The sequence below is a fragment of the Cryobacterium ruanii genome (assembly GCF_004404055.1).
Lineage (GTDB): Bacteria > Actinomycetota > Actinomycetes > Actinomycetales > Microbacteriaceae > Cryobacterium > Cryobacterium ruanii.
The window spans coordinates 23,119-43,113 of sequence record NZ_SOHK01000021.1; the positions used below are offsets into that span (position 1 = coordinate 23,119).

Below are 19,995 nucleotides of genomic sequence, written 5' to 3' on the forward strand. Positions count from 1 at the left end.
GCCGCGTCATCCATCTGCCGTCTCTCGAACATTCCGACCGGCGTTGGCGCGGGCCCACCATCGATAAACTCGAACCATGTCAGACCAGCACTTCGAGCAGGATGAAACCCTGCGCCTGCCGACCATCCAGTTTCGCGTCGTTCTCGACCTGGGATCCCGGCTCGCTGCGGCCGTCACGCTGCCGCCGGAGCTGGCGCATCCCGACCTGTTCGCCGACCGTGATGACGAGGGCGGCGCCCTCAACCTGTCGGTCGACTACGACAGCGGCCAGCTGCATGTGCTTCTCGACGAGGCCGGACCCAGCTTTCACTACCACGGCACGAGCGACCCGTTCGAGAGCCCGTGGGCGGCCGATCAGACCGAAAAACTGCTCGAGTGGGCGCTGATCCTGGTGCAGGAGGTCGACGCCCTCGACGAACTGCTCGACTCCATCGATGAGGCCGCCGCGTGGTTCGAGCAGGGCCTCACCCTGTACGTTCCCGAGACCGAACCGACCCCGCTCGAACTGATCGAGGTCGACATCATCGGAGAGCTGTTGACGCTGCCCTGGCTCGGTTCCGGCAAGGTCGACCACGAGCACATCGACGGCGACAACCACCCGATCGCCCTGCTCTGGAACATGAACAACGACGAGCCTGATACGCCGATCGCCCGCGCCTCGCTCGACCCGGAGACCGGCGAGCCACGCACGGCCGCGGAGCCCGGGGTGGACTGGAACGCCGTCGCCCTGAGCGAAGACGAGGTTCTGCAGTGGCTCGTCGGTATCTACACGAACCATCACGTGGCACCGACGCCCGAGGCGCAGATCATGCGCGCGGCGCTCGAACGCATGGGCGGCATCAGCTGAGCTGACCCTTTCGCGGAATGCGGGTCAGCCAGGCGAGCACACGTTCGAGGGGACCCTTGCCCAGAAACTGCCGCCACAGGCCGGCGCCCAGAAAGCTGAGCAACAGCATTCCGATCAGCAGCGGCCAGCCGGGATAGTCGATCTCGCTGCCGCCGGCGACGACGGCCAGGGCGAGAATCTGCAACGTGTAAACGGTGAGCGCCATCGAGCCGGTCGCGGCGAGCGGCCAGAGGATGCCGCGCAGTACCCGGACCTGAGAGCCAGGCTCCACGGCTATGAGCCAGAGCAGCGCACCGATGAGCAGGACGGCAAGCCCGCCGGAGCCGATCACCTCGGCGATCGATCCGGAATGGGCTTGGGCGCTGACGCCGGGGAGTACGAGGACGGCGCCGTAGCCGGCGACCGCCGCTGACGCCCCGATCCCGACCAGGGCAACCTGGGTTTTCGGCCGGGCCAGATCGGACCGCGCGATGATGAGGCCCGCGAGCAAGAACGGCATCCATACGAGTACCGGGTAATCACCGTTGAGAAAGAAGTAGTCGACGAAGTAGCTGACCGGCGGCGCAGAGGCATCCACTTCACCCTGGGCGGCGCCGAGCCACGGCGATCCGACCAGGAATACGACGCCGATCAGGCCGAGCAACCACCGGCTTAGAAAGAGCAGTGGAATGAGCAGTAGAAACATGAGGGCATAAAAGTGCAAAATGACGGCAACGCCGCTGTGCAGGCTCGACAGCAGCACGCCGAGCAGAAATAGGAACAACGCGCGCACCACGATGCCGATGACGCACTCGGAGCGCTGGCCACGCACGAGCGGATGCGCCGACCCGGTCATGATGCCGAGCGACACCCCGGCGAGGGTCGCGAACAGAACAGACGAGCGTCCGTCGACGAGCAGTTCGGCGTCGCTGGCGCGCGGAATAGCGTGGGCGACGAACATACCGATGATCGCGAGGCCCCGGGCGATGTCGATGGCGACGACCCGGTCACCCGCGTCAGGCCTGATCTGCATGCACTCAGGCTACGGGATCACCCTCTGCTTTCCCCGATCAGGTACGCACCCAGGGCTTGCGCGCCCGCCGCGTCGAGGGCCAGGTGCAGCCTTCGGTGGGAGTCTGGCGCGGGGACAGAGGAGCGACGAGCACGGCCACGACGGCGGTCAGCCAGCCGCGCGCGAATCGCGCCCACCTTGTTGCCATGTCACCCACCTGCTGAAGATCACGAACCGAAAAATGCGGTCGTGGCTGCAGGCTATTGGGTCGCGGGCCCGCGCCGAACTGACAACAGCCAGCGAGAAGGTGCGTTCCCGGCCGGGCAGTCGTTGACAAATGGTAACGTCTCCTAGGTCTGGCAACCGGTCGACGCCCCTCTGCAAGGAACTTCAGATGCCCCATCGCATGAATCTCTCCAAAGACCTTCCACCCACATTGACGGGGCTGTCGAGTGAAATTCTGCAGGATCTCCAGCAGCTCGCCCGTACGCCCTCCCTGCTGGTGGCCTGCAACTACGGCGGCACGCTCTCGCACCACGTCGCCTCCGACGTGCCGTCGGTGCTGCTGGCGGAGTCAGCGACCGCGCTCCGCGCCCTCGCGGCCCTGCCGAACACTCATACGGCCGTCATGTCGGGGCGACCGCTGCGCGACCTCGCCGCGGATTCTCGGCTGCCCCGCGAGGTGCACCTGGTCGGGTCGAACGGCGCCGAATTCGACTCCGAATTTTTCGACGCCCCAGAGCATGACGATGACTCCCAGGACGCCGGTGTGGCCCTCGACCGCTTGCGTACCCGGCTCGGCGTCAGCGCAGCCTTCTTCGCCGGCGATGCCGCGAGCGACGAAATGGCCATGAACACCCTGCACGGCCCCGACCTCGGCATTCGCATCGGCGACGACGAATCCGTCGCCGCGCACCGCATCAGCGGCCCCGAAAAGCTTGCTCAGATTTTGGCCCTGCTGTTCGAACTGCGCAAGGACTGGCTGTTCGGCCAGCACGTCGTGGCCATCGAACGCCACTCCATGCTCGGTGACGGCACCTCGACCGCCCTCGTTACGCCGGAAGCCCGCATCTGCTGGATGACGCATCCGCTGCCCGACTCCGGCTCGTTGTTCGCCAGTATTCTCGGCAGCGAAGAGGCCGGGCACTTCTCGATCGAACCGGTGAAGAGAAGCCGCGTGCTCGGCCAGCGTTACGTCGACAACACCATGATCGTCGAAACCCGATGGGCCGACGTCACCGTGACCGACTACATCGAGCCCTCACCGCTCGGCATCACCAACCTGGTGCGCAAGCTCACCGGCACCGGGCTGGCCCGCATCGTGTTCGCGCCCCGGCCCGATTACGCCGTTGCTTACTTCAATATGCATGCTACCGACGGCATGGTCACCATCACCGGCACCCTCGACCCGATCGTGCTCTCGGCGGCGGGCGTCGAATTCACCGTCACGAGCGACGGCCGCAACGAAACGGCAACCGCCGTCGTCGACCTCTCGCAGGGCGCTGTCATGCTCAACCTGCGTTGCGGCGATACTGAGCCGTATACAGCGGATGCCTCCGGCGAGGCTGCGAGGCGCGGCGCGGTCATGAACGACTCGCGTGCCTGGGTGAATTCCCTGACACTGCCGAGCGTAAAGCCCTCGCTCGTCGGGCGCTCAGCCCTCGTGCTGCGCGCCCTCTGCTACGAACCGACCGGTGCGGTGCTCGCCGCCTCGACCACCTCCCTGCCCGAGGGGATCGGCGGCACCCGCAACTGGGACTACCGCTACTGCTGGTTGCGCGACGGTTCGATGACGGTCAAGGCACTCGTCGACCTCGGCTCGACCGATGAGGCGGACGGGTTTCTGCGCTGGCTGGCCGGGGTCGTGGACGACAGTCCCGGCGCGCAGTGGTTGCATCCGCTCTACTCGGTCACCGGCTCGTCGCTGTCGACCGAGGCGAGTCTCGAGTCACTGCCGGGCTACGCCGGCTCCCGGCCGGTGCGCATCGGAAACGCCGCCGACAACCAAGTGCAGATCGACGTGTTCGGACCGGTCGCCGAACTGATCGACACGCTCAGCGCCCGGCAGGGAACCCTCTCGGACTTTCAGTGGCACCTGCTCACCGAAATGGTCGACGCCGTCACGAGTCGCTGGCAGGAATCCGATCACGGCATCTGGGAGGCCCGGCGCTCGCCGCGGCACCATACCTATACGAAGACCATGTGCTGGGTGACCGTCGACCGCGCCATTCGCACCGCGGTGCGGCACGGGCGCGACGTGGGCGAGGGCTGGGCCCTGCTCGCCGCCACCATTCGCGAGGAGGTGCTGCGCGAGGGCTGGAGTGAGGAAGCCCAGTCGTACACCGTGGCCTACGACAGCCCCGACCTCGACGCCGCCGTGCTGCACATCGGTCTGTCAGGCCTTCTTGACGTGACCGACGAGCGTTTTCAGCTGACCGTGAGCGCGGTGGAGCGCGAGCTGCGCGTGGGGCCGACGGTGTTCCGTTACCGTTATGACGACGGTCTGCCCGGCTTGGAGGGTGGCTTTCACATCTGCACCACCTGGCTGATCGAGGCCTACGTGCTCACTGGGCGCCTCGACGAGGCCGAAGCCCTGTTCAACCAGCTGATCGCCCTGGCCGGCCCGACCGGTCTGCTCTCCGAGGAGTTCGACCCGGCCACCGAAACCCATCTGGGCAACCACCCGCAGGCCTACTCGCACCTCGGCTTCATCCGCTGTGCGCAACTGCTCGACGAATGCCGGGAGAGCTGAATTCGGGCGCGCATTCGCGGGCTTCGTGGGAGTCTGCCGTGAAACGGTGCAACACTCTCGGACATGTGTCCGAAAAGTGTTAGTATTGTCTAATGATTTCGCTGACCGCCCCCCGCCTGCCGGCGGGCGCGGTGCAGCTCGATGCTCACGGCGAATCGAAACATGACCCCCGGGCTGAGCGCACCAGGCAGCTCATTCTCACGGCCATCCGTGCGCTGATCGCCCAGCCGGCGGCAGCCGTTTCGGTGGCCGAGATCGTGCGCCTAGCCGGCATCAGCCGCAGTTCCTTCTACGCGCACTTTGCGAGCCTCGACGTGCTCGCAGCCGAGCTGCTGCAGGCGCAGTTCGCCGACATCGGTTCGGCCGGGCTCGACCTGCCGCGGCCGCGCACCGGCGAGAACGCTGCCCGCATTGGTTATGCCCGCGTCGTCGCGCATATGGTCGAGAATTTTCCCCTATACGCGAGCGTGCTCGAGCTGCCGTTAACGCGCAGCGCGCACGACCAGATCATCGAGGCGTACGCTACCCGCATGCTCGAGTCGGTGCTCGTCTTCGACGACACAGTGAACGCCGAGTTGGTTACGACCTACATTGCCGGCGGCGCCCTCACCCTGATCGGCGCCTGGATGCGCGGTCACCTCGACGTCTCCGACGACGAACTCGTCGACCAGCTCGCGGCGCTGTTGCCCGGCTGGCTACTCGAATCCCCAATCTCAAGCGCAACGCCGGTTCGCGTTGCATCACCACACAACCCTGAAGGCGCACCTTATGAAGATTGAAATCGGCGAAACCCTGGTCTACCCGCACCACGGAGCGGTAACCATCACTGCTCTCGCGACCCGCACCATCAAGGGTGTCGAGAAGCAGTTCATGACCCTCAACGTGCACACGAGCGCGCTGACCATTCAGCTGCCGGTCGACAACGTCGAGCTCGTCGGCGTGCGCGACGTCATCGACGCCGCGGGTGTCAGCGCCGTATACGAAATTCTACAGAACGCCTTCACCGAAGAGCCCGGCAACTGGTCACGCCGCTATAAGGCCAACCAGGAGAAGATGGCCAGCGGCAGCGTCTACCGCGTCAGCGAGGTCGTGCGCGACCTGTGGCGCCGCGACCAGGACAAGGGTGTCTCTGCCGGCGAAAAGCGGATGCTCGAAAAGGCCCGGCAGATCCTCGTTTCCGAACTCGCGCTGGCCCAGGGCCTGACCGACCAGGAAGCCGGCGACCTGCTGCTGATCGAGATTCAGAACTACGTCGTCAGCGACGAGCCGGTCGAAGTCACCGTTTAATCTGACACCAGAGTGCACCCCCGTTCGCCTCGCGCACGGGGGTGCACCTGTTTGAGGTGTTAACGCGGCATCCACTTGAGCGCGCCCGATCGCTAGTCCAGTGCGGCGCAAAGCAGCAGCGCCGGCCATGCGGCGACCGGCACGGCGGCGAGGTAGACCAGGTTGCGACGGGTGAGGGTGATGCCGCCGATGCCGTACCGGGCACTGAGCAGCACGGTCAGGCCGGTGATCGGACCGACCGCCTTCGACACTCCCCAGCCGATGCACGCGGCGAGCACGAACGGGGTCGGGTCGGTTCAGCGGATGTGCCAGCGCCGCGACGATCGCAAGTGACACTACCGGGTGCACCCCGATGAGCGCCAGCAAAATCATGGTGAGCAGCATCGCCCAGGCGACGGAAACGGTGAACTCGGACACCGGCAGCGGCAGGTCGAACAGGGGAAGAAGCATCCGCAGACACCGAGGCCGATCAGCACCCCCGCAATGATGCGCTGGCTGCGGTTGACCAGTGCCAGGCCCACCGCGGCGGCGGTGATCGTGAGACCGCCCGCCACCAGCGTCGCGTCCGGCAGCGCGACCGACAGCCCGACGGTCAGGATGATGCCGCTGAGGAGCAGTGCGCAAAGCAGTTGCACTTGTGCCTCCTGAACGGATCGACCGTGTCGTCGGACAAACATGTGCTGCTATCCAACCAGCCGCTCGACAACTCCCTGTACAGCCCACAACTGGGTCATACGCGTTGGCCTTCAAGCTCGCTACTGTACGAAGAAGCGTTATTTTTTCGCTCGTGGCCTGTCGTGCACTCTGTCAATTCGACGAATTCTCTGCACCGGCATCCGTCGTCACAGAGCTCCACATCAGCACCCGACGGGGTCGGGTGCTGAGTACCGCAGATAGGTTTCACATGAGTGCGCCCATTCCCACGACCATTCGCACGCGTGCAGTTCGAAGCCTCACCCCCGCCGTCCTGGCCCGGTCCGCGGCGCTGGCGATACTGGCCGTCATCGCGGCTCCCGTCTTTGCCATGGTCGTCGTGCTGCTGTTCGGCCTGGCCGCTGGGGCGGCGCTGGCGACCACGCCCACCGGTGCCCTGGCCCAGTCCATCGGTATCAACGTCATCCTCTACGGCTCCGCGGTGCTGGCTGTCCTGGTCGGCGTGCTCGTCATCGCCCAACTGCACTCCGACGCGTACGCCTACGAGAAACGGCCGCTTCGCCGTGCCCTCGCCGGAGCCCTAGCGACGCTTCCGCGTCTGCTGGGCGCCCTGGCACTGCTCGTCATCGTCGTTCTCGTCACGCTGCTCGCATGGGCGCCGGTCACCGGGGCAGCGCTTGTGCTCGCCGTCGTGCTCCACGTGCGATACCGCCGCGGTGCGCCGGAAGTGCACGTCGGGCGGTCTCGCACCTCCCCCGGAGTGCGTCGCGCCCTGCTCTGGGCGATCCCCTTCCTTCCCCTGCTGGCGGCACTGGCCGCCCTGATCGCCTTGTTCCCTGCCAGCCTGGCCCGGCCGTGTACTGTTCGGTCGCTCCTGCGATCAGCAATCGATGGGGTATGCCACCAGAAGCGCTCCCTGCTGCGACTCGTTCTGGTCGTAGCCCCCGTGTCGGCCGTGCTCACTTGGGGCGGCTCCACCGTATCGTCGGGCGTGCAGGCGGGTGCGACCGAGCCGACTTCCGCCGGGTTCATCGGCGGCACTCTCGTGCTCGCCTTTGCCCTGGCCGTGCTGCTGATCTTTTCCGGCGCGGCCATCGCGGTGCTCAGCCCGCCCAGTTTGCCCGGCCGAACGGATGCCGCAGTCAGCGCCGGGCGCGTCGGCCTGCGTTCCCGTTACGCCGACTTTCTGCGCCGTGCCACGCCGGCCATGCGTCGCACGGCCATGGTGACCGTGCTCGCACTGTGCTCGACTTTCGTGGCCACACCCGCGTTCGCGACGACAACCACAACGCCGACGACGATGGCCGTCTACGAGCTGAACCAGTCCCGCGTTGGCAGCGACATGACGTTCCACGTGTACATGACCTCCAACGGCAATCCCGTCACCGTCACCGGAACCGTCGAGGTCTACAGCGGAGCCACCCTGGTGACGACCGTCAATACCGACAACCTGACCTGGGTCGTCGTGCCGACGGACGGCCTGTCTCCTGGCACAGTCCCGTTACGCTTCGTCTACATTCCAACCGGGCAGTTCGAGCCCTCGGAAGACTCCATTTCGGTCGATCTGGGCAAGGCGATGACGAGTCTGTACATTATGGCCACGCCCTCGTGGAACGAGTCGATCACGTGGGGAGAAAGCCACTCGATCGAAGCGTCAGTGACCGGTGAACTCGACGGCCCACGCACCCTGATCGTGCGGGACGGGACCTCCCGCGACAGTCCGATCGCGGCCTCCGCTGATTTCACCGTCACGAACGGCGCAGCGACACTCACCCTAGACCTGACGAAAAAGCTCGGCTTTGGAACACACACGTACCGGGCCGAAGTGGTCGGCACCGATACCAGCAATGCCGCCGGTACCGATGAGTACATGATCAACGTCGACCGTGCTCCCACAACGGTCGCCCTGACCGCCACGCCCGCCACGGTGGGCAGCCCCGTCACCCTCACCGCCACGGCCAGCTCGTCCGCGACGAACGCGGGGGTCGTGGCCGGGCAGATGAAGTTCTATGTAAACGGCAACGACCTGGGCGCGGTCGCAGTCGACGTAAACGGGCAGGCGAGCATCCGATACACCCCGACCACGGTCGTCGACTTCGTCGTTCGTGCCGACTATTCTCAGGTTGCCGCGCCCTATACCCATCTCTGGTCATCGAGCGGCGACGTCACGGCGGCGGTCATACCCGCCAACGCGCCGTGGCCTAGCTCTCGCTGGTACGGCGATCTCACGGTCGAAGATTCATGGCTTGAACTGAGCTACACGGCCGCGGCCGGTCTGCCTGCGCCGTCGGGCTGGGTGCAGATCGTCGATTCCCGCTACGTGCCGGTGGGGCGTGGGTATCTGGTAGACGGCGCCCTGAAGATGAAGATTGCCGCCGTCAGTGGGCAGATCTACTACTACGCGCAGTATGAGGGCGATGCGCTCTACCTGGCCCGACAGACGTACCTGCCTGACCTGGTTGTGGCCTCCTACATACCGGCCCTCGCGGTCACCCTGCCGACCGAACCGCGCATCGGCACGACACTCTCGGTGGGGGTAACGCTGGCCGACGTGCCGGTCGGCCTGGTAGAAAGCGTCACCGTGTACGACTCTGTCTACGGCGGCCGCTCGTCGCTCGGAACGATCGCGCTGAATGACGCGGGCACGGGATCGCTGGACTGGTCCACCCTGGTGGCTGGCGAGCATCCGATCGTCGTCGAGGTCACCTACACGACCGTGAGCGGCCTAGCGCCGACCGTCTCCGACACCCTCACGGCCACCGTTCTGCCCGCCGAAGTACCCGACCTGCGGATCACCACTGACACGCCCACGGGCTCGTTGCGCGCCGGAGCACCCGTGCACCTCGTCGTCACCGCGCACACCCTCGCCTCGGGAACGCCGGGATTGGCCGCGGGCACCGCAGCGGTCATAGTGGATGCCGCCGGTCGCGGCCTCGGAACGGTCACGCTGGTCGCCGGTGCCAACGGATTGGTGGGCTCGCTCACGGTGTCAACCCTGCGCGGCGGACTCGCCCAGTTGCATGCCCGAGCGATCTACGGCCCGCTCGACCAGACTGTGAACGGTGCGGCATTCGACCTGACCCTGGCGGCTCCGACCACCTACCTCTCGGTCAGCGCCGCGCCGGTCACGGCCGGTGGCCTGGCCACCGTGACCGTGACGGCTGCGGTTCCGTTCGGCCTGCCGGGCGAATCCACCCGAATCGTTGCCACGGTCACGGTCGACGACGTCGACTACCCGGTCAATCTGTGGCGGTCCAACGGCACGGATGCCTTCACCGGCGCCGTTGACGTGCCCACGGCCTCGGCCGGCTGGCTGGCCATGACCGCGACGATGACCGGCGACGGGATCGACACCGGGCCGGCCACCGTCTCGACGACGTTCTATGTGGGCAAGCGGTCGACCTACGTCTACGTCATGCCGATTCACAACGCCATTGTCAGCGAATCGCTCACCGTGACTCCCGTAATGGGCAGCGTGACGAGCAGCGTCCTGAACGCTGGAACGGTCAGCGTGACGCTGTCGCCGTCCGGCGCAATCTGCGTTGCTGCACCCAATGCACCGTGCACCTTCCCGGCCTGGGCCGTGCGCGCGGGGGAGAACGTCGCCGTCGCGCAGTACTCCGGCGACGACCAGTACCTTCCCGCGGAATCATCCAACGTCAGCTTTGAGGCTGCCGCGCGTTACAGTATCTTGACGACCAGCTACGACCCGCTGCCTGCACACTGGATTGAAGGTGAACCGGTCACGGTGAGCTGGGCCGTGACGACTTCGGGCGCCCCCGCCGCGGGCCTGGTGGAGGCGACGATCGGTGCCAACCGGTGCGCTGGTCCGGCACTGGCTGGAAGCTGCGTCATTGTCGTGCCGAATCGTGTCTGGGGCACGACGGATACCTATCAGCCCTATTCGACGGTGTTTGCGCCCTTCGACGATGCCCCCGCACAGCGACAAGACGGCAGGGTCATTACCCGGGCCTGCGTCACAGCGGTCGCCTCGCACGCCTCCCTCGACCTGAGCGAGGCGACGGCGTGCCAGCGCGGGTCGATGCAGGGCATTCTGACCGGCAGCATCGTGACGATCACAGCGGATGCCCCGGCCCCCAATTTCGTGCGCACCGGCTGGTGGTTCGAGGGTGCCCAATGGGCTCGCGGAAGCCACGGCGACGCCACGATCTCGGTGCGTCTGCAGGGCGTGATGCGAGCGTGGCCGCTGACTCAGTACTACCCGCAATGTTTCACCCTGACCCTGAACCCGAATACCACCACGGCCTACGACCCGGGCCGCCTCGTGTCGTTCACTAAACCCAACTGTGCCAGCCCCGACGGCGCCACCGAGACCGAACTCCGTGAGAAAGAAGCCGGTGCGCCGCGCTACGCCGCCGGCACGGTGGTGGAGCTCTACGCGATCCACAACACCGAAAACCGGGGAGCAACCAGCTGGGAGCGACCGGCACTCGACCTGTTATCCTTCGACGGGGCGCAGCGGGAGGCAGCGAACCCGGCGTTCGCCCACGTCGTGATGGACCAGGACCGCACCGTGACGGCAAAATTCAAGGTGCGCGACTGTATTTCCATCTCGATGGTGAGCGGCAAGGGCGGCACCGTCGTGGTGCAGTCGTCGAGTCGGCCCGACACTACCGCACACTTCACACCCTATTCCGGTGCCTGCACGGATGCGTCGGGAACGGCCGGGTACGTGCCCGGCACGCAGCTGACCCTCAAGGCCACCGCAGCTACCGGCACGTTTCTGGCCGCGTTCTCTGAGGCCGACAACAACTGCTCGTGGGAGGTATCCGGTGCCTGCAAATTCTTCGACCCCGCGTTCAAAATACGTGCCGTAGCGAGCAAGACAACACCTCCAGTGTCGTTGACACAGCAGGTCACGGTGGTGAAGCCCGCTCGATACGGGGCCATCTTCGCCGAGGTGCGCTGCGTGGCGATCACCAGTATTGCTTCGTCGCCCATCGGAACGTCATATTCCCTGGACACGCGCACTGGCACTCCCGTCAACGTCTCGAACCTGGATCACGACCGTGAAACCGGGTGCGGCGGAATCGCTTCGCGCTCGTCGCAAGAAGCAGTCGGTGCCTATTCCATTCACAGCACAACGGACTCCGTGCTCGCAACCGGAACGCTTACCTTCGGCACGACCTATACCCAGATCAGTTACGGCCGCAACGGTTCGTCTCATGTCACCTGGAGTACGAGCAATCGCGGCGCTGTTGCGACGGCCGGCGTCGACCGTTCCGGCACGGGCCCCACCATTGACCTCACCAAGGTCGTCGGCGCCCTGACCATCAACGCCAACTGGTATTCGGACAGCTGTCGGGTACCGGTCGCCCTGCCGCAGGGCGGCGGAGTCACCATCGTGTCGGACACGGCCGAGCCGTTTTGCATGCCGGGCCAGTGGAGTGAATGGCAATCCGGGTATCTCGACGCACAATTCTCGTTGAACGCGCCGAATCTGATGCCGTTCTTCTCGGTCGAAACTCATGACGGGCAGGATTCTCGACTTCAGCCGGCACCGGACGGCAGATCGTACATTCGCATGCAGCTGGACGTGCCCGACGTCCATACGCTTCGCTTTTACTCGCCGCGCCTGGAATACTGCGCGGAACTGGGACTGTCTGCCAGCGTGCAGGACGACTCCGGCGCATCCAGCTGGATGCCGCTGGGGACCATGAATAAGATCGTCGCCGACGATGGCGGGTGCCCGCCCGGCTGGGCACGACCCGGGCGCACGGTCGGTATCGGGTTGACCAGCACGGGCAACTACACCTACTCACAGTTGAACGGTGGGGCGAGCACCGGAGCATCCGTCACCCTGAATTCCCAGGGGGACATCACGCGCCGGGTGGGGCTGCCGCTTGCCCTGAAGCAGGTCTGTCACACGGTCTCGGTGGGCGAGAACGTGTCGTTGACGACCGTAGCGAACTGTCCGGGTGGGGCGAGCAACCGGTATCTTCGGGGAACCGTCGTGCAGGTGCAATTTTCTCCAACGGAGAGCGGCGATTTTCTCAAGTGGACGAACGTCGCCCAGTCGAAGGGCACGACGGCATGGGTGATTGCTTCAGAGGACCGCTCGCCGAGTGTCGACATAGCGCGAATCAGCAATGAGGAAATGGCGTTCAATGTGGTCAGCAATCTCGCCCAGCGAGGTCTGACCTACCTGGTGACTTTTGCCACGGGCGTGCTCATGGCGGAGCTGGTCGTCGTGCAGGGGATCGCGCTCGCCCTCCAGGGAGTTTCCACCGGCCTGCACGCCCTGGGCGTGGAGGGCAAAGTGCTCGACGGCTTCGACGAGGGCGTCGCGATCATCACCAGTCAGATAGCCATGGTGAGCATGTTGTCGACCTGCATGCAGTCTTGGTCGAGCGGTGCGGGAATTGCTGAACTCCCCATCGACGATGAACTAGTGGCCGATGGAGCAGATATGGCGACCGGTGCGATCACCGATCAAATCTCCGATCGATTAGAGAGCGCCCTCAAGAACAGTGGGCGCAGTGGAGCAGCATCGATGATGGGGGTGATCGGTCAGGGTCAGGATATGGCGAACATTTTCGGTTCCAACCTGAATATGCTGACACGCGGCGCAGCGGTCGGCTGGAACAGCATCGCCGACGATGTTGGTGGCTGCATGGTCAAGGGTATGGAGACCGCGGGCTGGAGGTGATTAAACCGGGCCAGGGCCGGGGGGACAGATCGTGGGAATGCGTCAGGGGCGCAGGTCGGCGTTCGCCTTGCGCATGCGACGGCCGTCGGCGACGGTCTGCATCTCCTTCAGGGCGGCCTTCTGGATCTTCTTGGTGCCGCGCGGCGGCAGCTGTATGTTCTGCTCGGCGGCGATTCCCGCCTGCAGCTGACGTCCGCGTTCGAGTTCGGCGTCGAACTCCGCCCCGAACAGCAGGGCGAGGTTGGTCAGCCACAGCCAGAGCAGAAAGATCACGATGCCGGCCAGCGAGCCGTACGTTTTGGCGTAGTCCGAAAACGTCGTGACATAGAAACCGAATCCTAGGGAAGCAATGACGATTGCTATGAGGGCGACCAGCGCACCGAGACTCATCCAGCGAAACTTTGGCTGACGCACGTTCGGCGTGAAGTAATACAGCACCGCGATCAGCAGCACAACAGTCGCGGCGAGCAGCGGCCACTTGGCAATGGACCAGACCACCTGCACGGTCTCGCCGAGCCCGAGGGCCGCGCCGATGGCATCCGTTATGGGGCCGGAAATGGCCAGGATCAGCACTACCACGAGCAGCAGGGCGATGCCGATGACGGTCACGAGTAACTGGGTCGGCTTGAGCTTGAGAAAGGTGCGACCCTCGTCGATCTCGTAGATGCGGTTCATGGCGCGGCTGAAGGCTCCGACATAACCGGATGCCGACCAGATCGCCACTGCGATCCCCGCGACCAGGGCGAACCCGGCCGACGGCGAGGTGCTGAACTGTTCGATCGGACCGCGAATGACCTCCAGGGCGTCGCCAGGGGCGACCGAGGCGAGGATGGTCAGAAGGGTGTCGGCTGACTGCTTTCCCTGCCCGAATACTCCCAGAAGCGAGACCAGGGCGATGAGCGCCGGAAACAGCGACAGCACGGCGTAATAGGTGAGCGACGCCGCAATGTCGGTGCACTGGTCGGTTCCGAATTCGCTCAGGGTGCGCTTGAAGATGTATTTCCACGATGTTTTGGTGACCTCCGTCGGGGAGCCGGGCTTGCGGGCATCGTCGGGGGCCGGGGCATCGGCGAGTTCCTGGTTCTGCCCGTTGTCAACCATGGGTCTCCTGCTTAGTTCGATAGAAGCCGGGGGTCGCGGTGCGGTAGGGCGACCGCGATCCCCGGCGCTGAGAACGTACTGCGCTTTTGTTAATCTCATCGTGTGGCGAGCGCAGGATGCTATGACACCAACCCGAAGGCTGACTTCACCTTGTCAGCGAGCGCGTTGACATCGCCGCCGAGTTCGCGCCGGGTGCACGCCACGCCTCAGCGCCCGCCGCGCACCGGGTAGGACTAGTTCCTGAAGACGTCCTTGACGTCTTCACCGACTTTCTTTGCGCTTGCGGAGGTCTGGTCGGCGCGGCCTTCGGCGACCTTGGAATTGTCATTGGTGACCTTGCCGACGGCCTCGGTGGCCTTACCCTTGAGGTCCTGCGCGGCGTTTTTGATCTTGTCCGATGCACTCATTGTGTTCTCTCTTTCGTGAGGTGTTTCTGGGGCGGTGTTCGACGCGGAAGCGCCGAACATGAATTGGGGAAGAGGCATCCACAGTTATTCAACGGATGCGCGCGGTGCGGCTGGTGCGCACCCGGAAGCCTCCGCTGATCTGCAGCAGGGTGGGGATCGGTACACCGAGCAGCTCATCGAGGGCGGTAAGAGCCCGTTCGACGATGCGCACGACGTCGGTCGGGGAGGTGCCACGACGACAGGTCACCGAAACCTTGAGCACCGCCTCACGCGCGACTCGGTAAGTGGAGATGCGGGACGACAGAAACTCGGGGTGCTTGCCGAGCGCCTCCTGCAGCGCCTGCTCCGCGACGGCCGAATCGATGTGGGTGCTGCCCCAGTTTGTGGTGTGCTCACTGATCAGGTGGCGGGAATGGCCGCGGCCCTGCCGCAGAATGAAGCTGAGCAGCAGGCCGACGACGGCCAGTAACAGAGCGAGGACGACGACCCAGAGCCAGCTATTCTGCGTGTCTCTTAGCGGCGTGGCTTGGAGCCAACCGTCGGCCGTGGCGCCAGCCATGTCCGTAACAGAGCCCCAGGCGTCCTGCACTGTGACTTGCGTTAAGAGAAGGCCGAGCAGAGCGGCCACGGCCAGCAGCACTAGCCCGGTCACAAAAAGGACGCAGCGGTTAAGCGCGCGGTTGGTGTTGTTCACGTGCCCACCCTTCCGCCGAGCGCCACGTCAACCCGGGACTGCAGGGGTGGCCGCAGGTTCAGCCCATCGATCTGCTCGCGCACGGCACCGAGCACGGTGTCGCGGTGCACGGGCAACCCTGATGTCGGCACGAGATGCACGGTGGCAAGACGGCGTGAGATGCTCACCCGGGTGTTGTCCGGGTCGACACCGCCCGCGTGCGCTGCGCGCCCGGCCAGAGCGGATGCGATGACCTCGTCATCGACGACGGTCACCGTGCGCTCGGAATCAATCAGGTGTCGGGCGCGACGTCCCGGTGTCACGGCGACCGCTACGAGCATGAGGCCGACCAGGGCGCATCCGAGGGCGAGAACGGTGAGCAACGGAACAGGCGCGGTCGAAGCGGATGCGACGCCCTCGGCAAGGCCGCCGGGCGTCGCCAGCAGGGCAGGCTGGCTGATCAGATGCAGCACTATTTCGGTGCCGAGCCAGCCGCACAGCAGCATGATCAGAACGGCCACCGTGATCGCCGCGGCGGATCGCGGCGAATGCAGTTCCCGGCGGCTGATGCGCCGGTAAATCGCCGACACCGAAGTGCTCATCGCACCCGCCGTTCGGGGGTGAGGTCCACGCCGGTAAGACACACGGTGACCCGACCGATGTCGGCACCGGTCAGTTCACCGACGCGGCGACGGATCGCGGTCTGCGACGTGGCCGAGCGCGCGAGGATGGTTCCTCCGGTACGCTCGATCAGGGCCGCGTCGCGAGTGACGCGCTCCAATGACACGACACGGATCGGGGTGCTGATCCTCAGAGTGAGAACGCCGTGGTCGTCGCCGAGTTCTACGCTGACCTGGTTGGGCGTGACGCCGAGCGATTCGGCGGTGACCATGCCGACGATCTGACGCAGCGCCCGCGGCAGGATGCGAGTGCGCCCGCGAGAAATGCGCGCCGTCGCCGTCGGAGTCTCGTCTGCCGGTATTTTTGCCGTCTCTGCGTCTCCAGCGAGAAACCAGTTCGCGGAATCGGTCGTCACGTTCACGACGAGGAGCGCTTTCCCTGAAAGGCTCCGATCAGGCCGCTCACGTCGAGACGGCCATCAACGACACGGCCCACCAGGGCACCGACCAGTACGGCCACGCCCACGAACAGGAATGCCCAGAAGCCCAGAATCACCCAGGTCAACGCTAAGACCGCTCCGACCAGCATTCCGGTGCGGGTCGCGGTGGTCATCGAAGTGCGGCTTTGCTCGGCTCGGTCTCGGCGGCGTCATCGCTCGGCAGGTGGATGTCGACGATCGTCACGTTGACCTCGGTGACCTCGAGACCTACCAGGTCTTCAATTGCACGAATAATGTTGGAGCGGATATCGCCGGCCACCTGCTGCAGCTGCACCGGGTACTCCGCGACGATGGTCACATCTACCGCAACCTGCGTTTCACCAACTTCCACCGAGATGCCCTGACTCACATCCGTGTTGTTCATGACTTCACGAATGGCTCCGAGCGCCCGGGCAGCGCCGCCACCGAGCGCGTGCACGCCGGAGACTTCCCGGGCGGCTATACCGGCCACCTTGGCTACGACGCCGTCGTTGATGACAGTCTTGCCGCTCCCGGTAGCTGACTCACCGGCCAGCGGTGTGCTGATCGGTGCGCGGCTACGCGGGGACTTGCTCGAAGATGCGGTGGCGTTGGTGTCGATGAGGTTCATGAAAGTAGCTCCTTCGATAGGGCCATATGGTCAATCCAGATTGGATTGTTACCTGTAGGACGAAATCCGTGGCATATTCGTCACGCGAAGATGAGAAATATTCTGCAACCGTTTGCATGAGGAGAAGATGTGCCGGGCACAGTGCGTGAGCAGGTCGCGTCGCAGCTCGATGCGGCCGCCGACCGAGTACTCGCCGAGCGCGCCGCCGATGGCGACCTGCGTGCCTTCGAAGTGCTCGTACGGCGCTACGGACCGCTCATGCGGGTTTACGCGACCAGGGTTCTCGGCTCTAACGACGAGACCGACGACGTCGTGCAAGAGTCATTCATCACGGCGTGGCAGCAAATGGGCACCCTCGACGATGGCAGCGCTGTCAAGAGTTGGCTTATGCGCATCGTCAGTCGTAAGAGTATCGATCGGCTGCGCGCTCGGCGTGCCCACGCCAACATCGACGACACGGATGCCCCGGCGCGAGAGAGTGACGCCCCCCACGTCGTCGCTGAGGTTGAGTCCCAGACCGAGGCCCTCGCCCGGGTACTCGCTGCTCTTCCCGAGGACCAACGACGCTGCTGGACTCTGCGCGAACTAGCCGAGTACAGCTACGGTGACATTGCAACCGAGTTGCACCTCCCGTTATCAACCGTGCGCGGCTTGCTGGCACGGGCCCGCAAGACCCTACTCCGAGAGATGGAGGACTGGCGTTGACTGAACTGACACCGGCAGACGAGCGCTTCGTTGCTTTCGATCTGGACGACACCGTTCGAGAACAGGCCGGGCTGAACGGGCACACCATTGAACAGCTCAGCGACTATCTCGACCAGGGGCGAGTTCCCGCCGACCCTCGCATCGATGATTCGCCGGAATGCGAAATCGCCTTGCGCGGTCTCGAACGCCTGCGTCGGGCCCGGCAGACGCTGCTCGACAGAGACCTCGAACGTGAATCGCTGCGCGACGACGGCTGGGTTGCGTCGATTCTGGCCAACATCACGCTGGAAGCACACGCCGGCCGGGAGATTCCGCTGACCCACCCGTCGTCGACCGCACGCCTCGTCGTGACGGAGGGTGCGGTGCGCGGCATTCTGCGCGAGACCGGCGACAGCATGCAGAACATGTTTGTCGGCCGGTGTGCGTTGGTCGGCGACGTCGGCGTGCCCGGCGCGCCGATCTCGATTCGGGTCGACGTGACCGTATTCCCGGGAGAGAATATACCGCTGTTGGCAGCGCAGTTGCGACAGGCGATGTACGCCGCGCTGAGTAAGTACACGGAACTCGTCGTGGTGGCCATCGACATCACGGTGAGTGATCTGCACGCTCTGCCCGATGCATCCGTTAGAGAAATAGAGCATTGATGACCTCGGTTCCTCCCGTCAGCGACCAGCTTGATGCGCTGGTGCGTCAAGTGCCCGGTGTCGACACCTTGTACCCGGCCGGGTCGATCGTGGACGCCGTGCTCACCGCCACGCTTGACGCGGTGGCGCATCGCTCGCCCGCTGCGCCCCTGGTGCACGTCGTGCAGCGGTCCAACGGCGTGCGGGTCACGGCGAAGATCGGTATCGGGGCCGCCGAGTCCTCGACAGCAGTCAGCCGTCGGGTGCACGATGCCATCGCCGCGCACCTGCAGCAAGCCGGCAACCCGTCGATTGAACAGATCGCCGTGGTCGTGGCCAGCGTGAGGCTGAGCGTCTAGCTGTTCGCGTTCAGCCGTGCTAGCTTGCCTCAGATGAAGCAGAGAGAGCTTTTCCTTCAAGCGGATGCCGCGTTGCGCTCCGTCGTCGACCAGATCACCGCCGCGCAGCTCGACCTGTCGGCCCCGGCCGAGTGGTCGCTCAAAGAGAATCCGACCCTGCGCGACATTCTTGCCTCGCACGCCGAAGACGAAGCCTGGCTGCCCGCGGTGCTCGAGGGGAAAACGATCGAGGAAGTCGGCGATACCTACAAGGGCGATCTGCTCGGTGGCGATCCGATCCGGAATTATGACCGCATCAACGAAGCGACGACGAAGGTGGTTATGGGTGACCTGGACCCGGACAGGGTCACGCACCTCAGCTACGGAGATTATCCGCTCAGTGAGGCGCTGCAGCACACCGCTCTGTATCGCGCGTTCCAGGCTTGGAGCATCGCCAGGCATGTGGGGCTCGACTACTCGCTGCCCGACGTGCTGGTAGAGAACCTGTGGGAGCAGATCGCTCCCGACATTGAAATGTGGCGCGGATTCGGTGTGTTCCCGCCCGAGGTGCCGGTTCCGGCTGATGCGACTCGCGAGGTGCAATTGCTCGGCAAGGCGGGCTACTGGCGCGAATAGCCTGACCTGTCGATTTGCCCGACCTATTCCGGGGCAACGCCATTGTAGAAGTGCTCGAACACCATGCTCGTGCGGGTGGAGGCCACCGCGGGATTAGCGGACAGGTTTTCCAGCACGAAATCGCGCACGTCGTCGGTATCGCGGGCCGACAGGTGAATGATGAAATCCTCGGACCCACCGAGAAAGAACAGCTGCACGACGCGCGGCATGACCCGGATCGAGTCGCGGAAAGCCGGGATGTGCGTGCGGGCGCCGGCCCGAATGCTCACACTGATCAGCGCCTGCAGACCGAGCCCGATTGATTTGGGATCGACCATGGCCGTGAATTCGGTGACGATTCCGCGGCTTACCAGGGACCGCACCCGGGAGACGCAGGTGGACTCGGCGATACCGGCCGCGCTCGCCAGCCGGCTGTTGGTGGTGCGGGAATCGGCCTGCAGTGCTGTGACCAGGATGCGGTCGACCTCGTCGAGGGTCTCGATCACCCGAATCCTCTTCGTTTCTGCCATCGCACATCTCCTCGTGGCCGCATATTTCGTGGAATATTTTTGAAGTCTGGCAGATTCTACGGATTTTACCCAGCCGAAACGAATCAATAGCAG

At 64.9% G+C, this 19,995-nt stretch carries 21 protein-coding genes; 9 read left to right on the forward strand and 12 right to left on the reverse strand.

The genetic code is table 11. The annotated features are described in order from the left end of the window. Positions 1-76: 76 nt before the first annotated feature. The gene (locus E3T47_RS13890; protein ID WP_134556652.1) at positions 77-847 is read left to right on the forward strand and encodes a hypothetical protein; all 771 of its coding nucleotides are present in this window, start codon (positions 77-79) and stop codon (positions 845-847) included. Here E3T47_RS13890 and E3T47_RS13895 read toward each other — a convergent pair. Beyond that, the gene (locus E3T47_RS13895) at positions 840-1,859 is read right to left on the reverse strand and encodes a DUF418 domain-containing protein (protein WP_134556653.1); all 1,020 of its coding nucleotides are present in this window, start codon (positions 1,857-1,859) and stop codon (positions 840-842) included. The two genes, E3T47_RS13890 and E3T47_RS13895, sit on opposite strands and share 8 nt — an antisense overlap. A gap of 37 nt (positions 1,860-1,896) precedes the next feature. Then, positions 1,897-2,046, reverse strand: a complete 150-nt coding sequence (locus E3T47_RS15995; RefSeq protein WP_166805727.1) for a hypothetical protein — start codon at positions 2,044-2,046, stop codon at positions 1,897-1,899. A 186-nt stretch (positions 2,047-2,232) separates the two neighbouring features. On the opposite strand from E3T47_RS15995, the gene E3T47_RS13900 reads away from it, so the two are divergent. The 3 genes from E3T47_RS13900 to E3T47_RS13910 all read left to right on the forward strand — a co-directional run bounded on the left by E3T47_RS13900 (position 2,233) and on the right by E3T47_RS13910 (position 5,877). Further along, on the forward strand, positions 2,233-4,590 hold the full coding sequence (locus tag E3T47_RS13900; RefSeq protein ID WP_134556654.1) for a trehalase-like domain-containing protein: 2,358 nt from the start codon (positions 2,233-2,235) through the stop codon (positions 4,588-4,590). A gap of 92 nt (positions 4,591-4,682) precedes the next feature. Next, positions 4,683-5,369: a TetR/AcrR family transcriptional regulator gene (locus E3T47_RS13905; protein WP_134556655.1), complete on the forward strand. Its 687-nt coding sequence runs from the start codon at positions 4,683-4,685 to the stop codon at positions 5,367-5,369. Next, positions 5,359-5,877 carry a CarD family transcriptional regulator gene (locus E3T47_RS13910; protein ID WP_134463214.1) on the forward strand — a complete coding sequence of 173 codons (519 nt, stop codon included), beginning with the start codon at positions 5,359-5,361 and terminating at the stop codon, positions 5,875-5,877. The genes E3T47_RS13905 and E3T47_RS13910 overlap by 11 nt, the downstream gene beginning before the upstream one ends. Positions 5,878-5,969: 92 nt before the next feature. Here E3T47_RS13910 and E3T47_RS13915 read toward each other — a convergent pair whose 3' ends face one another. Together E3T47_RS13915 and E3T47_RS13920 are read right to left on the reverse strand one after the other, a co-directional pair. Then, positions 5,970-6,155, reverse strand: a complete 186-nt coding sequence (locus E3T47_RS13915; RefSeq protein ID WP_134556656.1) for a hypothetical protein — start codon at positions 6,153-6,155, stop codon at positions 5,970-5,972. Positions 6,156-6,245: 90 nt separating this feature from the next. Then, complete coding sequence (locus E3T47_RS13920; protein ID WP_134556657.1) at positions 6,246-6,512, reverse strand: hypothetical protein; 267 nt, start codon at positions 6,510-6,512, stop codon at positions 6,246-6,248. A 269-nt stretch (positions 6,513-6,781) separates the two neighbouring features. Between E3T47_RS13920 and E3T47_RS13925 the strand changes: the two genes are divergently transcribed. Beyond that, the gene (locus E3T47_RS13925) at positions 6,782-13,201 is read left to right on the forward strand and encodes an Ig-like domain-containing protein (RefSeq protein ID WP_134556658.1); all 6,420 of its coding nucleotides are present in this window, start codon (positions 6,782-6,784) and stop codon (positions 13,199-13,201) included. Between the two features lie 42 nt (positions 13,202-13,243). On the opposite strand, the gene E3T47_RS13930 is transcribed toward E3T47_RS13925, so the two are convergent. The 7 genes from E3T47_RS13930 to E3T47_RS13960 form a co-directional block, all read right to left on the reverse strand. Further along, the gene (locus E3T47_RS13930; RefSeq protein WP_134556659.1) at positions 13,244-14,302 is read right to left on the reverse strand and encodes a YihY/virulence factor BrkB family protein; all 1,059 of its coding nucleotides are present in this window, start codon (positions 14,300-14,302) and stop codon (positions 13,244-13,246) included. A gap of 233 nt (positions 14,303-14,535) precedes the next feature. After that, positions 14,536-14,709 (reverse strand): CsbD family protein, encoded by a 174-nt coding sequence (locus tag E3T47_RS13935; protein WP_134556660.1) that lies wholly within the window; start codon positions 14,707-14,709, stop codon positions 14,536-14,538. Positions 14,710-14,797: 88 nt separating this feature from the next. Further along, positions 14,798-15,403 (reverse strand): hypothetical protein, encoded by a 606-nt coding sequence (locus E3T47_RS13940; protein ID WP_134556661.1) that lies wholly within the window; start codon positions 15,401-15,403, stop codon positions 14,798-14,800. Beyond that, positions 15,400-15,984 carry a DUF6286 domain-containing protein gene (locus E3T47_RS13945; protein WP_134556662.1) on the reverse strand — a complete coding sequence of 195 codons (585 nt, stop codon included), beginning with the start codon at positions 15,982-15,984 and terminating at the stop codon, positions 15,400-15,402. The genes E3T47_RS13940 and E3T47_RS13945 overlap by 4 nt, the downstream gene beginning before the upstream one ends. Then, positions 15,981-16,424 carry a hypothetical protein gene (locus tag E3T47_RS13950; RefSeq protein WP_134556663.1) on the reverse strand — a complete coding sequence of 148 codons (444 nt, stop codon included), beginning with the start codon at positions 16,422-16,424 and terminating at the stop codon, positions 15,981-15,983. The genes E3T47_RS13945 and E3T47_RS13950 overlap by 4 nt, the downstream gene beginning before the upstream one ends. After that, the gene (locus E3T47_RS13955) at positions 16,421-16,615 is read right to left on the reverse strand and encodes a DUF2273 domain-containing protein (protein ID WP_134556664.1); all 195 of its coding nucleotides are present in this window, start codon (positions 16,613-16,615) and stop codon (positions 16,421-16,423) included. The genes E3T47_RS13950 and E3T47_RS13955 overlap by 4 nt, the downstream gene beginning before the upstream one ends. After that, positions 16,612-17,091, reverse strand: a complete 480-nt coding sequence (locus tag E3T47_RS13960) for an Asp23/Gls24 family envelope stress response protein (RefSeq protein WP_134556665.1) — start codon at positions 17,089-17,091, stop codon at positions 16,612-16,614. Before E3T47_RS13960 ends, E3T47_RS13955 begins: the two co-directional genes overlap by 4 nt. A 129-nt stretch (positions 17,092-17,220) precedes the next feature. Here E3T47_RS13960 and E3T47_RS13965 point away from each other — a divergent pair, with 129 nt between their 5' ends. Genes E3T47_RS13965 through E3T47_RS13980 form a run of 4 tightly spaced genes read left to right on the forward strand, consistent with a single transcriptional unit; the run spans position 17,221 to position 19,393 of the window. Continuing rightward, positions 17,221-17,796, forward strand: coding sequence for an RNA polymerase sigma factor (locus E3T47_RS13965; protein WP_241982277.1), 576 nt, complete (start codon positions 17,221-17,223; stop codon positions 17,794-17,796). After that, on the forward strand, positions 17,793-18,440 hold the full coding sequence (locus E3T47_RS13970) for an Asp23/Gls24 family envelope stress response protein (RefSeq protein WP_134556666.1): 648 nt from the start codon (positions 17,793-17,795) through the stop codon (positions 18,438-18,440). Before E3T47_RS13965 ends, E3T47_RS13970 begins: the two co-directional genes overlap by 4 nt. Continuing rightward, positions 18,440-18,778: a hypothetical protein gene (locus E3T47_RS13975; protein WP_134556667.1), complete on the forward strand. Its 339-nt coding sequence runs from the start codon at positions 18,440-18,442 to the stop codon at positions 18,776-18,778. Before E3T47_RS13970 ends, E3T47_RS13975 begins: the two co-directional genes overlap by 1 nt. A 33-nt stretch (positions 18,779-18,811) precedes the next feature. Beyond that, positions 18,812-19,393, forward strand: coding sequence for a DinB family protein (locus E3T47_RS13980; RefSeq protein WP_134556668.1), 582 nt, complete (start codon positions 18,812-18,814; stop codon positions 19,391-19,393). A gap of 23 nt (positions 19,394-19,416) precedes the next feature. On the opposite strand, the gene E3T47_RS13985 is transcribed toward E3T47_RS13980, so the two are convergent. Then, positions 19,417-19,902 (reverse strand): Lrp/AsnC family transcriptional regulator, encoded by a 486-nt coding sequence (locus E3T47_RS13985; protein WP_134556669.1) that lies wholly within the window; start codon positions 19,900-19,902, stop codon positions 19,417-19,419. Between the last annotated feature and the right edge of the window lie 93 nt (positions 19,903-19,995).

Excerpts from the sequence above, each read along its gene's own strand:
- E3T47_RS13890 (WP_134556652.1), top strand. The coding sequence starts at position 77 with ATGTCAGACCAGCACTTCGAGCAGGATGAAACCCTGCGCCTGCCGACC.
- E3T47_RS13895 (WP_134556653.1), bottom strand. The coding sequence starts at position 1,859 with ATGCAGATCAGGCCTGACGCGGGTGACCGGGTCGTCGCCATCGACATC.
- E3T47_RS15995 (WP_166805727.1), bottom strand. The coding sequence starts at position 2,046 with ATGGCAACAAGGTGGGCGCGATTCGCGCGCGGCTGGCTGACCGCCGTC.
- E3T47_RS13900 (WP_134556654.1), top strand. The coding sequence starts at position 2,233 with ATGCCCCATCGCATGAATCTCTCCAAAGACCTTCCACCCACATTGACG.
- E3T47_RS13905 (WP_134556655.1), top strand. The coding sequence starts at position 4,683 with ATGATTTCGCTGACCGCCCCCCGCCTGCCGGCGGGCGCGGTGCAGCTC.
- E3T47_RS13910 (WP_134463214.1), top strand. The coding sequence starts at position 5,359 with ATGAAGATTGAAATCGGCGAAACCCTGGTCTACCCGCACCACGGAGCG.
- E3T47_RS13925 (WP_134556658.1), top strand. The coding sequence starts at position 6,782 with ATGAGTGCGCCCATTCCCACGACCATTCGCACGCGTGCAGTTCGAAGC.
- E3T47_RS13930 (WP_134556659.1), bottom strand. The coding sequence starts at position 14,302 with ATGGTTGACAACGGGCAGAACCAGGAACTCGCCGATGCCCCGGCCCCC.
- E3T47_RS13935 (WP_134556660.1), bottom strand. The coding sequence starts at position 14,709 with ATGAGTGCATCGGACAAGATCAAAAACGCCGCGCAGGACCTCAAGGGT.
- E3T47_RS13945 (WP_134556662.1), bottom strand. The coding sequence starts at position 15,984 with ATGAGCACTTCGGTGTCGGCGATTTACCGGCGCATCAGCCGCCGGGAA.
- E3T47_RS13955 (WP_134556664.1), bottom strand. The coding sequence starts at position 16,615 with ATGACCACCGCGACCCGCACCGGAATGCTGGTCGGAGCGGTCTTAGCG.
- E3T47_RS13960 (WP_134556665.1), bottom strand. The coding sequence starts at position 17,091 with ATGAACCTCATCGACACCAACGCCACCGCATCTTCGAGCAAGTCCCCG.
- E3T47_RS13975 (WP_134556667.1), top strand. The coding sequence starts at position 18,440 with ATGACCTCGGTTCCTCCCGTCAGCGACCAGCTTGATGCGCTGGTGCGT.
- E3T47_RS13980 (WP_134556668.1), top strand. The coding sequence starts at position 18,812 with ATGAAGCAGAGAGAGCTTTTCCTTCAAGCGGATGCCGCGTTGCGCTCC.
- E3T47_RS13985 (WP_134556669.1), bottom strand. The coding sequence starts at position 19,902 with ATGGCAGAAACGAAGAGGATTCGGGTGATCGAGACCCTCGACGAGGTC.